The sequence below is a fragment of the Achromobacter sp. genome (assembly GCF_057314935.1).
Map to the genome: position 1 here is coordinate 23,698 of NZ_DBHKZA010000024.1, position 14,620 is coordinate 38,317.

A 14,620-nucleotide genomic window follows, 5' to 3' on the forward strand; every position below is an offset into this window, starting at 1 on the left:
CGGGCGCGGCGGAAGCCGGCAGATCGGCAACCGGGGCGTCGGCGACGGGCGCATCCGTGGCAGGCGCGCCAGCGGCGGCCGGGGCTCCGGCTGCGGCAGCGGCTTCCGCCTTCTTGGCCTTGTTGCGCGCGGCGGCGTTCTTGGACGCGCTGCGCGAAGCCATGCGCTTGGCGTGCTTGGCTTCGTTGGCGGTCACGGCGCCCGAGGGTTCGCCGTTCAGGTCCACGCGCGGCGCGTCTTCCACCATGCAGGTCCAGTAGCGGCGGCCATCACACCAGGTCTTGACCGCTTCCTTGATCTGCGTCTCGTCCAGCTGCAGGGCCTGGGCGTGTTGCACCAGGTCCGCCAGCACGCCGAGCTTCAGCGGAAGCTTGGGAGCGGGGTTCTTGGGGAATGCCTTGGGGAACTGGCGTTGCAGGCGCGAAATCGCGACTACGACGGGATCCACCGGCGTCTCGCGGCGTTCTGCGCGTTGCGGCCGTTGGCCCTTGTCGCCGCCTTGGGGGCGCGCGCCTTTATCGCCGCCTTGCGGACGCGGGCCCTTGCCAGCGCCTTGCGGCGAACGAGGTCCCTTGCCGCCGCCCTGAGGACGCGATTCCTTCTTGGGGGTCGGCTCTTCGGGCGCTTGCTTGGTAATCAATGCCCGGATCGCGGCTAACTGTTCTAGTCCCATGTGCTACACAAAAAAAAGGTTGAGGCCGAGAGCATCAGCGCTCCGGCGGCTATCCCGACACCACGACAAGCAGTGCCAGGGACAAAAGAATGCCGAACGCGGCCAAGGCGAACGGCAGTAGTAGAACATACACGCTGCGTTCTTGCCCTTGGCCGTGAGCCAGACCGGCCGCAATCGACATTCTTACCGGTGAAAAAATGCCCATCGCCGTGCCCGATACGTGTAACAGCGCAGCCGCCGCCGGCACGTTCAGGCCCGCTTGAACCGCCAATGATAGCTGGGACGGCATGAACAGGCTGTTCGGCGCGTTGCCGCTGTTGGCCAGGATGCCGAAGGCGCCGGCCAGCACGGGGGTGATCAGGATGGTCCAGTCCTGCAGCGTGGCGAACAGGCCGTCGGCGTAGGCCTGCGAGATGCCGGCGCCTGCCAGCACTTCGGCCATCATGGCGAACAGGAAGACGGACATGACGGCATGGCGGCCGGTTTTCCATGAGGCGCGGGCCTGGGCGGCCAGCGCGCCGGGCTGGCGGTGCCAGGCGGCCATGGCAAGCGCGCCGGCGATCAGCCAGCTGCCCGCGTGCAGGAAGGGCATCCAGGCGGGCAGGTCCGCGAATGGGCGGATGTCGGCCAGCGCCGCCAGGGCGCGATTGAGCCCGGGGATCAGGCGCGTGGCCACCAGGCACGCGATCACCAGGATGTAGGGCAGTGCGCGCCTCGCGGCGGCCACGGCCTGCGGCCGGCCAGGGCGGCGATCCAGCAGAAAGCGCAGCACGATCAACGGGCCATAGGCGGCCAGCAGCGCGGTTTCGGGTCCCAGCAAGGCGGTGGCGGCCGTCAGCAGGCCCAGGCTGGCGGCCAGCCAGACGGCTTCGCGCCGGTGTTCGGCGGCATCCGCCAGAAGGCCGGCGTGGCGCGCGGTGCGCCAGAACAGGATCATCCACACGACCATCAGCAGCGCCACCGCCACCATGCTGTACAGCGCCAGCTGCGCAGCGGGCACCCGTGCATAGGCCGAGGCCAGCAGCGTGCCGCTGCCCATCGCCCCCCATGGGATCAGGGTCTGGCTCAGCAAGGCGAACACCATGATGTCGCGCGGTTTCAAGCCCAGCGGGCGGATCAGCAGCACCGTGCCCAGCATGCCCACGCCGAAGCCGGTGGCGGACTCGGCAAACGGGCCGATCAGGAAACAGGCGAAGAACAGGCGCCGGCGCCGGGCGAGCGGATCGTTCAGTCCGGCCTGGTCGGCGGCGGCCGGCGGGTGGCCTTGCGAGGCCATCTGCCAGAACAGCAGCCCGCCCAGGATGTAAGGGGTGATGATCCAGCCGATCCACAGGCCGCGTTCGAGCGTCACCGCCAACTGAGCGCCGCCGAAGGGCGCGGGCGCGGCGTAAAGCGCGATGGGAATGGCGGCAAACAGCCCCAGCACGGCGGCGATCGTGGTGTTCACCCGCCCGCTGGCGATGGCGCCGATCACGGTCAGGGCGGGCAGGGACCACAGAAGATACGTCATGGGCGTGGCGGGGCTGGGTGGTCGGGGAGTTTATTGCGGCGCGGCCTTCGCCGGCGAACGCAACACGATCTGGGTGATTTCCGAAGGACGCCCCAGCCGGATCGGGAAGCCGGGCCACAGCCCGGTGCCGTTGCTGACATACAGCGTCATGCCGCCGACTTGGTACAGGCCCGAGACATAGCCTTCATTGGCCCACTGCGTCAGCAGGTGCGGACCCAGGATCTGGCCGCCATGGGTATGGCCGGACAATTGCAGGCCTGCGCCGGCCCGGGCGTTGAGCGCCGCGCCGGTGGGGCGATGGCTCAGCAAAATGACGGGATCGCTCGGGGGCACGCCGGCCAGCGCCTGCTGCACGTCAGGCAAAGGCTGGGCGTAGGCGGCCGCCATCCGGTCGGTGACGCCGGCCAGGACCAGGCGCTGGCCATCCGGCGTCAGCGTCACGTGCTCGTTGAGCAAAAGCCGCAGGCCCAGGTGTTCGAACACAGGCAGCCAGCGCTGGTATTCCGCGTAGTACTCGTGGTTGCCGGGGATCGCATAGACGCCGTAGCGGGCGCGCAGCGCCTGCAGCGGCTGCACGTCCGCGGCGCGGGCGGCGGTGGTGCCATCGACCAGGTCGCCCGTGATGACGATCAGGTCGGGATTCAGGGCGTCGGTTTTCTTGACGACGGCGTCTATCCACGGCGCTTCCAGCAGCCGGCTGGCATGCAGGTCGGTCAGTTGCACCAGGCGGAACCCGTCAAGCGCCGGTGGCAGCTTCGGCACCGCGATTTCCAGGGTCTTGACGTCGGGTTCGCGTACCGCCTGCCACACGCCGATGGCCGACAGCGCCAGGGCCAGCACGGCGGCCCCCTGGCTCCAGCGGCGAGCGGCCCACAGGCGCCGGCCCCGCTCGCGCGACACCGCCCAGGCGGCCAGCGCCGCCACATCGCGGACCAGCAGCAGCATGGCCAGCAGGAGCAGGCTGCCGAACAGCCAGCCCAGCGCCATCAGCAGGGCGGACGGGATTTCGGGCGACGCCATGCTGCCAAAGAAGTTGCGCGTCACCAGATGGTGTTCGGCGATCGCCAGCAGCGCGGCCGACAGCAAGACGCGGCGGGATGTGGAAATGGGCTGGGGCAGGACGCAACGCCAGATGACATAGAGACTGATCAGTCCCGTGAAGACATGGAACACGCGGTAATTCCTACTGAAAGCGGCGGGGACGGGGCGGCCGAAGCCAGCGACATTATGACGACCTGTCCCCCCAGGACGCACGGTAGGCCGGCAGCCCGTAGGGACAAAGCAACGGCTTGCCGCTCATGCCTTCAGCGGCAAGCCATGCGTCTGCGCGGCCTGCCGCCGCCCGGCTACAGCTTGCAGTGGCGTTCGATGGCTTGCGCCAACGCGGGGTGGTCGTCGCGCCGTAATTGGTCGGCGGCGCCGCGCATGTCGGCGGGGCGTTCGTCCTGCCCCAGCTTGAACTTGATTTCGCAGGACGCAACCGGGATCTCGAACGCGACGATGCGCGGCACGCGGCGGTCGACCCCGCCCGGCCCCAGTTCCTTCATCTGCCAGGGCTGCTCTCTGCCCCGCTCCATATGGGCGACCAGGTCGGCCAGATGGCGCACCGTGTCGTCGCGGGACAGCAGCGCCGGGCGGCCATGGAAGTGCGCCACCATGAAACCCCAGGTCGGCGCGCTGTCGCGCTGCGGATAGCCCGGATACCAGGACGGCGAGATGTACTGGCCGCTATCCATCAGGATCGCGATGCTGGGCAGCCCCTGTTCCAGGAAACGCACGTGGTCGTTGGCGGCGGCCACGTGCGACACCAGGGTGCCGTGCGGCCCGCGGCTGCGGTCGATGCGGAAGACGGGATGCGAGATCGCCACGCCCTCCGGGTGGGCGGTGATGAGCGTGCCCAGGACGGTTCGGTCGACCAGGTCGAACACGTCGGTGTCGGCGGCGGGCTGGTAATGCGGTTGCGTATAGAGCATGGGGATGGGTCAGGCGTGGACCGGGGGCAGGCGGTGCGTCCAGGGGCGGGCGCGTTCCAGTTGGCCGGCCAGTTCGAAGAGCGTGGTTTCGTCGCCGTAGGGCGCCATGAACTGGATGCCGACGGGAAGTCCGGCGGCAGTCTGGAACAGCGGCACGCTCATGGCGGGGATGCCGGCGGCGTTGGCTGGCCGGGTGAAGACGGTGCCCTGCATGAATTCGTCGGCAAAGGCGCGCCAGTCCGGGCCGCGCACGTCCAGCGCGGTCATGGGCGCGGGCAGCGTCGGCATGACGGGGGTCAGCAGGATGTCGACCTCGGCGAACAGCCGGCCCAGGCTGCGCGCGACGCTGTTGGCGGTGTTGCGCGCGGCCAGCAGGGCGGGGGCGGACAAGCGGCGGCCGAATTCGGCCAGGCCCAGGTTGACGGGCTCGAAGCCGTCGGCGTCCGCCGGCCGACCGGTGTCGGCGGCGATGGCGTCCACCTCCAGCGCCGTGTAGGCGGCAATGATCCGCAGGTAGGCGTCGGCCAGGGCGGATTCGTCGAAGTTGAAGGCGGCGGCCTCGACACGGTGCCCCAATTGGCGGCAAAGCGCCGAGGCGTCCTCGAGCGCCGCGGCGATGTCGTCGTCCACGCGCAAACCCATGCCGGGCTGCGAGATGACGCCGATGCGTAGCGGGCGCGGATCGCGGGACGCCGCCTGCGCATACGGGCCGGACTTGGCCGGCGCGGCGTAAAGGGCGCCGGCCTCGGGGGCGTCCGTCAGGTCCAGCAGCAAGGCCGAATCGCGCACGGATCGCGTCAGGGCGTGGTGGCTGACCAGCCCGCCCCAGTTCTCGCTGGACACCGGCCCGCAAGGCGTGCGCCCGCGCGAGGCCCGCAGACCGAACAGGCCGCCGCAGGACGCCGGAATGCGGATGGAGCCTGCGCCGTCATTGCCATAGGCCAGGGGCACCATTCGGGCGGCCACGGCGGCGGCCGCCCCGCCGGACGACCCGCCGATGCTGCGGCCGGCGTCCCACGGGTTCAGCGTGGCGCCGTGCAGCGTGGGCGACGTGGCGATGTTGCCGGAAAACTCCGGCAGGTTGGTCTTGCCCACGATGACCATGCCGGCCGCCTTGTAGCGGCGCACGATCTCGTGGTCCTGTGCCGGCACATAGCCGCGGGCGGCCCGGCAGCCGAAGGACATCGGCACGCCGGCATAGGTGGGGCAGTCGTCCTTCAACAGCACGGGCACGCCGCGTAGCGGCGCGTCGGCGGGCAACTGGCGCAATTGCTCGTCGGCCGCCTCGCGCATCGTCAGGATGACGGCGTTCAACTGGGGATTGACGCGGTCGATGGCGGCAAACGCGTGCGCCACGGCGTCCGAGGGGCTGAGCTGGCCGCCGCGGATGGCGGCCGCCAGCGCGGTTGCGTCGGACTGTAGATAATCGATTTCAGAGTAGGACATGTCGGAATGCGGGGTCAGGGTTGGGTCTTGGTCACGCCCCAGAAGCGGTGCGTGCCGGCCGGCCAGCCTTCGTAGCCTTGCACGACGGGCCGCAGCGCGGTCACGACGGGCAGGTTGAACAGGCCGATGATGGGGATGTCGCGCGCCATCAGTTCGTGCAGCTGGTTGAAGCCGTCGCGGCGCTTGGCCAGGTCGGGTTCCATCGCAACCTGCTTGAGCAGCGCGGCAGCCTTGGGATCGTCCCACTGGCGGGTCGGCTCGAGCTTCTTGTCGCCGATCAGCGATTCGTACATCAGCAGCGGGTCCAGGCGGGCCGAGTAGCCGAAGATCGCCAGTTCATATTGGCCGCGTCCGTACAGGTCCAACTGCGAGGCCCAGTCGCGCACCTTCAATTCCACGTTGATGCCGGAGGCGGCCAGCATGGCCTGCACGATGGTGGCGGCCTGCACGCGTTCCTGGCGGTTGGCCACCAGCAGGGTGATCGGCTGGCCCTTGTAGCCGGCCTGCGCCAGCAGCTTGCGTGCCGCCGCCGGGTCGTAGGCCGGCCAGGTCTTGCTGCGCGCGTCGTAATAGGGGCTTTGCGGCACCAGCACCGACGGGTTGGCCGTGTACAGCCCTTCGCCCGACGCTTCGGCCAGGTCCGGCAGGCTGAGCGCCTGGGCAATGGCCTGGCGCATCCGCACGTCTTGCAGCGCCGGGGCATTGGTTTGCACCTGCATCACCAGCCAGCTGGGTGTTTGCTGCACCTGAACGGGAATGCCCTGGCCGCGCAAGGTCTCCATGGTGGCGGGCTCGATACCGTCCACCACGTCCAGATCGCCCGACAGCAGCCCGTTGCTGCGGGTGCTGGCGTCGGGCACCGTCATGAAGCGCAGCACGGGGATGGTGGCCGTCTTGTTGCCCGCATAGCCGTCGCGCGCGCCGGGCAGGGCGTCATAGTCGGCAAAGCGCTTCAGGTCCAGTTGGCGGCCCTGCATCATGCCGCCAAAGGCATAGGGGCCGGTGCCGATGGGGGCATTGAAGCTGCCGTCTGCCTTGACCGAATCCGGATGCAGGATCCACGGCGTGCACTGGACGGTGGCCATCGTCATCGGGAAATTGGGTGCCGGCGCCGAAAACGTGAAGCGCACGGTCAGCGGGTCCACCGCCTGCACGTCCTGCAACGCGGGCCCGATCTTGCCGTTGTAGCGGTTGACGCACTGGAAGTTGGTCTTCGGATCCAGGTAGCGCTTGAAGTTCCAGACGACGGTGTCCGCCGTCAACACGCTGCCGTTCTGGAAGTGCACTTTGGGGCGCAGCTTGAACTCGTAGACCTTGCCGTCGTCGCTGACCTGCCAGCTTTCCGCCAGCACGGGCTTGATCTTCAGGTCGTCGCCGTAGGCGACCAGGCCCTCGACGACGTGCGCCAGCACCATGTCGGCATTGGCGTCGCGATTGACCCCCGGATTGATGCTGGCGATGTCGGCGTGCAGCGCCACGCGCAGCATCTCGGCATCGCCCGCGGCATGGGCCGGGGCGGCCAGCAGGCCGCTTAACAGCAAGGCAGGCAAGGCAAGGTTCGTGTTCATGGTTTCCCCTGTATTTTTAATGGCTTAGCGGCGGGACTTCAAAAAGTCCTCGAAGAACGCCTGCACGGGTTCGATGACTTTGAAGGGTTCGTGGGCGACGCCGGGCACGGTGTCGCGGCGCACCTTGATGCCATGGGCCTCGAAGCTCTTGGCCAGCGCCTCGATCCGCTGGATGCGGTTGTCGCCTTGCAGTTCCGCGCCCGGCATCCACAGCTTGCTGTCGCGCGGGATGGTGATTTCCCAGGTGGCGGTGTCTTCGGTGCCGACGAGCGTCTGCACCGCGACCTCGCGCATGGCGTCGATATCGATCGCGCGGCCGAAACGGGCCGGCACGTCGCGCACGCCCACCCACCAGTCGTAGTCCTGGTTCAGCAGCGTCACCACGCCGGGCGCGCCGATGGAGACGGCCTGCAGGCGTTCCGGGTGCAGCATGAAGAAGCGCTGGCAGAACTGCCCGCCACCCGAATAGCCGTACAGCAGGAAGCGGCTGCCATTGATGCGGTACTTGGCGATGGTTTCGTCCACCATCGACAGCAGCACGTGGTCGTAGCGGATGTCGTGGAACTGGATGCGCTTGTAGTTGGCCAGGTCGCCGGGTTCGATGATGCCCACCGGGAACAGCGGCGCGAGCACGATGCAGTCGTTGCGCTGCGCGAAATCGGCGAAGCGGTCCCGGTACTCGGTGGCCGTGCGGCCGGTGCCATGCACGATCACGGCCAGGTCGTAGGCCTTGGACGCGGCCTCGTCATAGTCCGGCGGCACGTACAGGCAATAGCTGAAGCGCTGGTCGAACTGGCTGGCGAAGAATGGCGTGGCGCCGAAGTCGTAGAAGCTGAGCTTGACGCCGTGGCCTTGGCGGCGCGGGGGATGCGTGGACATGGATGGGGTCTCCTAGATAAGGGATACGGCGGCCAGCGGCTGGCTGGCCTGGGCGTCGTTGCGCCACTTCAGGCGCACGCCGCCGGCGGCGGTGGCCTCCAGCATGGGGATGGCGCCCAGCAATTGGCGCGTGTACGGTTCACGGGGGCGGTCGAAAATGGCGTCGCGCACGCCTTCCTCGACGATCCGGCCTGCTTGCATCACGATGACGCGGTCGGCGATCTGCTCGACCACCCCCAGGTCATGGCTGATGAACAGGCACGAAAAGCCGTAGCGTTGCTGCAGGTCGGCCAGCAGGTCCAGCACCTGGGCGCGCACCGTGACGTCCAGCGCCGACACCGCTTCGTCGGCGATCAGAAGCGCCGGCCGGCGCACCAGGGCGCGCGCGATGGCCACGCGCTGGCGCTGGCCGCCGGACAGCTCGTGCGGGTAGCGCAAGCCGAAATCGCCGCCCAGGCCCACGTCCTGCAAGGTGTCGGCGACGCGTTCGTCCTTTTGCGCGGGGGTGAGCCCGGGCGCCAGCCGCAGCGCCTCGGCCACCAGCGCCGACACGGTCATCCGCGGGTCCAGCGACGAATACGGGTCCTGGAAGACCATCTGGCAGTTGTAGCGGTAGTCATTGAAGACGGCGCCGCGCGAGGCCAGCGGCTGGCCCTTGTAGCGCAGCGCGCCGCCGGTGGGCGCGACCAGCCCCGTCAGCACGGACCCCAAGGTAGTCTTGCCCGAGCCGGATTCGCCCACGACGGCCACGACTTCGCCGGGGTGGATGTCCAGGTCGATGCCGTGCAGCACCCGGTTGCCCGCCTGCTTGGTGAACCAGCCCTGGCGCGCGCCGTACTCCACCGTCAGGCCGCGCGCCGACAGCAGCGGCGCCTGGGTGGCCAAGGGACGCGGGGGGCGCCGTTGCGGCAAGGTCGCCAGCAACTGGCGGGTGTACTCGTGCGCCGGGGCGGCCAGCACCTGCGCGGTAGAGCCGGTTTCGACGATGTCGCCGCGCCGCATCACCACCATGCGCTGCGCATAGCGCGCCACCATGGGCAGGTCGTGGCTGATCAGCAGCACCGCCGTGCCGTTTTCCTGGGTCAGTTCCACCAGCATTTCCATCACTTCGCGCTGGATCACCGCGTCCAGCGCCGTGGTGGGCTCGTCGGCGATCAGCAGCGCGGGACGCAGCAACATGGCCGAGGCGATCATGATGCGCTGGCGCATGCCGCCCGAGAATTCGTGCGGATAGGCGTCCAGCACGCGGGAGACGTCACGCAGGCCCACGCGGCGCAGCATCGCCTCGATGCGGTCGCGGTGCGTCGCGCGTTCGGCGGGCACATGCTGCTCCAGCCCCTCGGCCAATTGCTGGCCCACGGTGAGCGACGGCGTGAGAGACGTCATGGGTTCCTGGAACACCATCGCCACCTTCGGCCCGCGCAGCGCGCGCAGCTGCGCGGGGCGCAGTCCGAAGACGGAGGTGCCTTCCACCTTGATGTCGCCGCCCGCGCGGTCGATGGCTTGCGGGGTCAGCCGCAAGATGGCGCGGCCCAGCATGGTCTTGCCGGAGCCCGATTCGCCCACCACGCCGACGATCTCGCCGCGCGCGACCTGCATGCTGGCTTGGGACACCACGGTGTGGCCGTGGCCGGCGGCCAGCGTCAGGCCGTCGATATCGAGCAGGACGGGGGATGTCATACGCGCCTCCGCATGCGGGGGTCCAGCCGGTCGCGCAAGGCGTCGCCCAGCAGGTTGATGCCCAGCAGCGACAGCGAAATCGCCAGGCCAGGGAAGATGGCCAGCCAGGCTGCCTGGCCGATGTAGGTGCGGCTGCCGGCCAGCATGTTGCCCCAGGTCGGCGCGGGCGGGGCCACGCCCAGGCCCAGGAAGCTGAGCGAGCTTTCGGCCAGGATGATCCAGCCGCACATGGACGTGGCCATGACGATCACCGGCGCCAGGCAGTTGGGCAGCAGGTGGCGCATCAGCGTGTAGAGCTCGGAATTGCCCATCACGCGGGAGGCGCGGACGAATTCGCGTTCGCGCAGGCTCAGTACGGTGCCGCGCACCACCCGCACGACCGACGACATGTAGGCCAGCGCCAGCGCCAGGATGATGCCGGTCTCGCTGGCGCCGAAGACCGCCAGCAGGCCCAGCGCCAGGAGCAGTCCGGGAAAGGCCAGCAGCGCATCGTTCAACGCCATCAGCACCCGGTCCGGCCAGCCGCGCAGGTAGCCGCTGACCGCGCCGATCAGCACGCCGGCGCCGGTGGCCAGCAGCACGGTCATCAGGCTGACGCGCAGGCTGGCGGTGGTGCCGCGCATCAGCCGGCTGAACACGTCCCGGCCGAGTTCGTCCGTGCCCATCAGGTGGGTCAGGCTGGGCGCGGCCAGGCGGGCCTTGAAATTGAGCTTGAGGGGGTCGTAGGGGGTCCAGAACACGGCCACCAGCGCGGTGATGACCACGGCCGCGACCAAGGTGCCGCCCACGACGGCGGTAAGGGAACGACGGTTCATTTCGCGGCCACCCTGGGGTCGAAGATCGGATACAGCAGGTCCACCACCAGGTTCACCAGGACATAGACGGTGGCGATGAAAAGCAGGCAGCCCTGGATGACGGGATAGTCGCGGGCGAAGATCGCATCCACCAGCAGGCGCCCCAGCCCGGGAATGGTGAACACGGTTTCGATGACCGCGATGCCGGCCAGCAGGTTGCCCAGGATCAGGCCCAGCAAGGTCCAGGTGGGACCGAACGAATTCTTGAAGGCGTGGCGCCACATCACCTTGCTTTCCGGCAGGCCCTTGGCGCGGGCGTGGGTGATGTAATCCAGGTGCAGGACTTCCAGCGTGGAAGCGCGGGTCATGCGCAGGATCACCCCGATCTCGTGCAGCAGCAACGTGGCCACCGGCAACACCAGGTACAGCAGCGCGCGGCCGGGGTTTTCGCTGAAGGCCACGAAGCCCACGACGGGAAACCAGCCCAGCTTCAGCGCAAAGAGCAAAAGCAGCAGCAGGCCCATCCAGAACGCCGGCAGCGACAGCAGCAGCGTGGCGCCGGCCACCAGCGCCAGGTCGGCCATGCGGCCTTGGCGCCAGGCGGCGAACATGCCGGCCGGCACCGCCACCAGGGTGGCCAGCACCACGGCCGGCAGCACGATCTGCGCGCTCACCGCGAAACGGTCAAGGATCAGCGACATGACCGGCTGGCGGTTGGCGATGGATTGCCCCAGGTCGCCTTGCAGCACGTGCCCGGCCCAGATGGCGAACTGCGTCGGCCAACTGGCGTTCAAGCCCAGTTGTTCGCGCAACGCGGCAAGGCTGGCCGCATCCGCCGAGTCGCCCAGCATCAGCGCGGCCGGATCGCCGGGGATCAGGCGCACCAGGATGAACACGGCAAGCGCAACGATCAGCAGCGTGGGCAGCGCCATGCCGATCCGCGAGGCGACGAATCTGAGCATGGCGTCAGCCTGCCGCCAGTTCGGACTCGCGCACGTCGACCGCGTCCTGCGGTTCGTCGCCGTCCAGCCGGTAGGTGGTGAAGCGACGGTTGGCCGCGGGCATGGGCGCGATTTCCATCACGCCCAGCGCCGGCTCCATGACGATCATCGCCACCGTGGCGGTCAGGTTGCCGCCGTCGCCGTGGCGCGCGGGGCGGCACACGGAATAGGGCGCCAGGAAGTCGTCGAACAGCGCGGCCTTGACGCCTTCGCGGTCCAGCAGGCGGCCTTGTTCCTGCAGCAGCCGGCGCACGCGCCAGTCGCGGTAGAAGCTTTCGGGCACGTGCGGAATGCCCGTGTCGCGCAGCTTGGACAGCGCGATGGCGCCGACCCAGTGGTTCGCGTGCACGATCAGGCCGTCGTCCGGGTACAGCGGGAACGCCTCGTCCGGCGCGCATTCGAAATCGATGCCGAAGCCCGCCGCCGACGCGATCATGATGTTGTTCGAGCAGGACTTCGGCGTGGTCGCCACGACCTTGGCGGCCAGCGCGAAGTGTTCCTGCTCCAGCACCTTGCGGCGGATCAGCCCCAGCGGCACGCCCAGCGACTTGTAGTCGCGGTCGCACTCCAGGTAGTTCGCGGTGATGGATACGCCGGCCGCGTTCAGGCCGCTGCGCGCCAGTCCGCCCGCTTCGACAAAGGTCAGGTAGTCGGGCCCGTGCTCCTGGCGCACCCGCAGCACCACGCCGGTATCGGCGCACTCGGCGCGCCAGTCCCAGTTCTGCGCGTGGATCAGGTTGCCGGAGGCGCTGCGCTCGGGCAAGAGGATCGCGCCGGTGCAGCCGTCGTCGGCCTCGTCGTCGGCGGCGGCCGTGCTGCATTGGGCGCGCGCCAACGCCATGACTTCGGTGCGGGCGTTGATCATGACGATGTCTTCGAACGCCACGCCGGCGCCCGCCGCGATGCCGTGCATTTCCTCGACATAGCGTTCGTCGAAGTCGCCGATGCGACGCGCGTAGTCGGCGATCAGGGCCGTCTTCTGCGCGGCGCTCATGCCGAATCCGTCCAAGGCCCCGCCATACAGCGCCACGCTCTGGTGGATCCGGGGTTTCAGCGCCTGCCCGTACTGGCGGCCGCGGCTTTCAGGGCCGCCCGTCAACGTGACGCAGGGAAAAGGGGTGATCGCCATGTATCCGTCCTTTTGTATTTTGTTGCTGTGTAATACACTAATTAGCCCGGTTGTCGGCTGTCAATCTGTTTTATGGCGCGGTATATGAAATCTAGGGAAAACGTGAATGCCAAGGATGCGATTTGGCATTGAGGATAGGAACCACCCGTAAAGCGCAGGAGCGCGATGCCATGCAGGAGCTCAGTCCCCTACAGATCGAAGTTGCCCGCAAGCTGACGGCGCTGATTCAAAGCGGGCGCTGGCAGGTGGGCGAACGCCTGTCGGACGCGCGCCTGGCGCAGGATCTCAAGGTGTCGCGGACGCCGATCCGGCAGGCGTTGAACCTGCTGACCCGGCAGGGCCTGGTGGCATACACGCCGGGCAAGGGCTACCGGCTGGAACGCGAGCCGGGCAGCGACGAAAGCCTGGACGCGCTGATGCCGCATTCCGAATCGGAAAGCCTGTATGGCGACCTGATGAGCGCGCGCGCGGTCGGCCGGCTGGGCGCGGAAGTGTCCGAAGCGCAACTGGTCGAGCAATTCCAGGTGACGCGTGGCGCCGTGCGGCGCGCGCTGATGCGCTTTGCGACGGAAGGGCTGGCCGAACGGCTGCCCGGGCATGGCTGGCACTTTGCGGAAAGCCTGGACAACGAGCAGGCGGTGAACGAAAGCTACGAGTTCCGGCTGATCGTCGAGTGCAATGCGCTGATGACGCCGGGCTACGCGCCGCGTCCCGACCAATTGGCGGCGTTGCAGCGCGAACAGACCGAGATCCTGCAGATGCCGGTCGAGCAGCTGCAACGCGACGCCTGGTTCAACGCGAACGCGGCCTTTCATGAAACGCTGGCCGCTTGGTCGAACAACCGCTTCCTGACCGAAGCCGTGCGGCGCCAGAACTCGTTGCGGCGCATGACGGAATACGCCAATTTCGGGCATCTGGCCGACGTCCATATCCATCAGGCGTGTACCGACCACCTGGGGATTCTGGCGGCCCTGGCCGAGGGCGACCGGGATTACGCCACGGCGCTGCTCAGACGGCACATCACGCGCTCAGCGGATATTTGAAGCAGGGCTCAGGTTAAATCGGCCCCGTCAGCGGGGCTTGGCCGCCGCCCGGTGCTGCGGCGCCAGCGGGCAGGCCGCGCAGTACTGCGCGGTCGGCAGCAGATGGTAGAGGCAGCACTCACGGTGCAGCGTGATCGCGGGGCCTGGGCCGCGCGACGTTCTGGGCGGTAGGCACAGCGGATTGGCGCGTTCGTCGCCCTCCGGGCCCCACCAGGAGTTTTCCAGCAGCGCGAGCCGGTCCTGGCGCACGGCCTCGCTCGCCGCGGTGCCTTGCGTTTGCGTCTCGACCGCCTTCAGCACGACTTCCAGGTAGCGCACCGCGCCGCCCCAGACGACTTTGCGCGGCAGCCGGCTGGCGTGGAACAAGGTGTCCGCCAGCGGCAGCAGGTGGTGCCAGACCAGCGCCTCGTAGCGGCGCCAGACGTCGCCATCGGGGTCCGGCGCGCCCAGCTCCTGGATATGGAAGCGCGCAGGCGCCGCATTGCCGTCCAGCTCGATCCACATGGCGTCGTGGCGCGCGGGCAGCGGGTGGCGCGCGCCGCTGGCGGCCGCGGCCACGGGCGGCAGCAGCGTCCACAAGTAGCTCATCGCCCAGGCGGAGGCCACGGCGCGCGGATCGGCATCCGACCAATGGCGGCGGTGGCGCGCAAGCGCCTCGGCCAGGCCGGCCGGGTCGCCCAGCAGCGCGGCCGCCTTGCGTCCACCGTCGGCCGGCGCGCCCAGCAGCACCGTTTCGGCGTAGGGGCGCCAGTCTTCACGGAAGAAGGGCTGCAGCAATGCGATCATGCGCGCGGCGCCGGCATGGGTCGGATCATGGCGTCTGGAAAGGAATGAAATCCCGGGCCGGGCCGATGGTTTGCGGCCCGCGAAAGATCCGAGAGCGTAAAGAGAAAGCGGCCTCAGCGCAAATCCAGGAGGCAAGCC

Annotated in this window: 13 protein-coding genes; 1 reads left to right on the top strand and 12 read right to left on the bottom strand. The window is 68.7% G+C overall.

What is annotated here, in order from left to right; translation table 11 throughout:
• The 11 genes from ACO6D5_RS11355 to ACO6D5_RS11405 all read right to left on the bottom strand — a co-directional run.
• Positions 1-640, bottom strand: a 640-nt coding sequence (locus ACO6D5_RS11355; RefSeq protein WP_485825434.1) for a ProQ/FinO family protein, incomplete at its 3' end; no start/stop codon positions are given.
• A gap of 82 nt (positions 641-722) precedes the next feature.
• A complete protein-coding gene (locus ACO6D5_RS11360) occupies positions 723-2,183 on the bottom strand; it encodes a hypothetical protein (RefSeq protein WP_485825435.1) in 1,461 nt (486 codons plus the stop codon).
• A gap of 30 nt (positions 2,184-2,213) precedes the next feature.
• The gene (locus tag ACO6D5_RS11365) at positions 2,214-3,356 is read right to left on the bottom strand and encodes a metallophosphoesterase (protein WP_485825436.1); all 1,143 of its coding nucleotides are present in this window, start codon (positions 3,354-3,356) and stop codon (positions 2,214-2,216) included.
• Between the two features lie 173 nt (positions 3,357-3,529).
• The gene (locus tag ACO6D5_RS11370; protein WP_485825437.1) at positions 3,530-4,156 is read right to left on the bottom strand and encodes an FMN-binding negative transcriptional regulator; all 627 of its coding nucleotides are present in this window, start codon (positions 4,154-4,156) and stop codon (positions 3,530-3,532) included.
• A gap of 9 nt (positions 4,157-4,165) precedes the next feature.
• Positions 4,166-5,602 (bottom strand): amidase, encoded by a 1,437-nt coding sequence (locus ACO6D5_RS11375; RefSeq protein ID WP_485825438.1) that lies wholly within the window; start codon positions 5,600-5,602, stop codon positions 4,166-4,168.
• A 14-nt stretch (positions 5,603-5,616) separates the two neighbouring features.
• Positions 5,617-7,170: an ABC transporter substrate-binding protein gene (locus tag ACO6D5_RS11380; RefSeq protein WP_485825439.1), complete on the bottom strand. Its 1,554-nt coding sequence runs from the start codon at positions 7,168-7,170 to the stop codon at positions 5,617-5,619.
• A gap of 24 nt (positions 7,171-7,194) precedes the next feature.
• Positions 7,195-8,049, bottom strand: a complete 855-nt coding sequence (locus tag ACO6D5_RS11385) for an alpha/beta hydrolase (RefSeq protein ID WP_485825440.1) — start codon at positions 8,047-8,049, stop codon at positions 7,195-7,197.
• A gap of 12 nt (positions 8,050-8,061) precedes the next feature.
• Complete coding sequence (locus tag ACO6D5_RS11390) at positions 8,062-9,729, bottom strand: dipeptide ABC transporter ATP-binding protein (RefSeq protein ID WP_485825441.1); 1,668 nt, start codon at positions 9,727-9,729, stop codon at positions 8,062-8,064.
• Entirely contained in the window at positions 9,726-10,544 is an 819-nt protein-coding gene (locus ACO6D5_RS11395) for an ABC transporter permease (RefSeq protein WP_485825442.1), read from the bottom strand. Before ACO6D5_RS11395 ends, ACO6D5_RS11390 begins: the two co-directional genes overlap by 4 nt.
• Positions 10,541-11,485, bottom strand: a complete 945-nt coding sequence (locus ACO6D5_RS11400) for an ABC transporter permease subunit (RefSeq protein WP_315846140.1) — start codon at positions 11,483-11,485, stop codon at positions 10,541-10,543. The genes ACO6D5_RS11395 and ACO6D5_RS11400 overlap by 4 nt, the downstream gene beginning before the upstream one ends.
• Positions 11,486-11,489: 4 nt before the next feature.
• Positions 11,490-12,653, bottom strand: coding sequence for a C45 family autoproteolytic acyltransferase/hydrolase (locus tag ACO6D5_RS11405; protein ID WP_315846139.1), 1,164 nt, complete (start codon positions 12,651-12,653; stop codon positions 11,490-11,492).
• A gap of 170 nt (positions 12,654-12,823) precedes the next feature.
• Between ACO6D5_RS11405 and ACO6D5_RS11410 the strand changes: the two genes are divergently transcribed.
• The gene (locus ACO6D5_RS11410; protein ID WP_315846138.1) at positions 12,824-13,696 is read left to right on the top strand and encodes a GntR family transcriptional regulator; all 873 of its coding nucleotides are present in this window, start codon (positions 12,824-12,826) and stop codon (positions 13,694-13,696) included.
• Between the two features lie 27 nt (positions 13,697-13,723).
• Here the strand turns inward: ACO6D5_RS11410 and fhuF are convergent, their stop codons facing one another.
• Positions 13,724-14,482 carry a siderophore-iron reductase FhuF gene (gene fhuF / locus ACO6D5_RS11415; protein ID WP_485825443.1) on the bottom strand — a complete coding sequence of 253 codons (759 nt, stop codon included), beginning with the start codon at positions 14,480-14,482 and terminating at the stop codon, positions 13,724-13,726.
• Between the last annotated feature and the right edge of the window lie 138 nt (positions 14,483-14,620).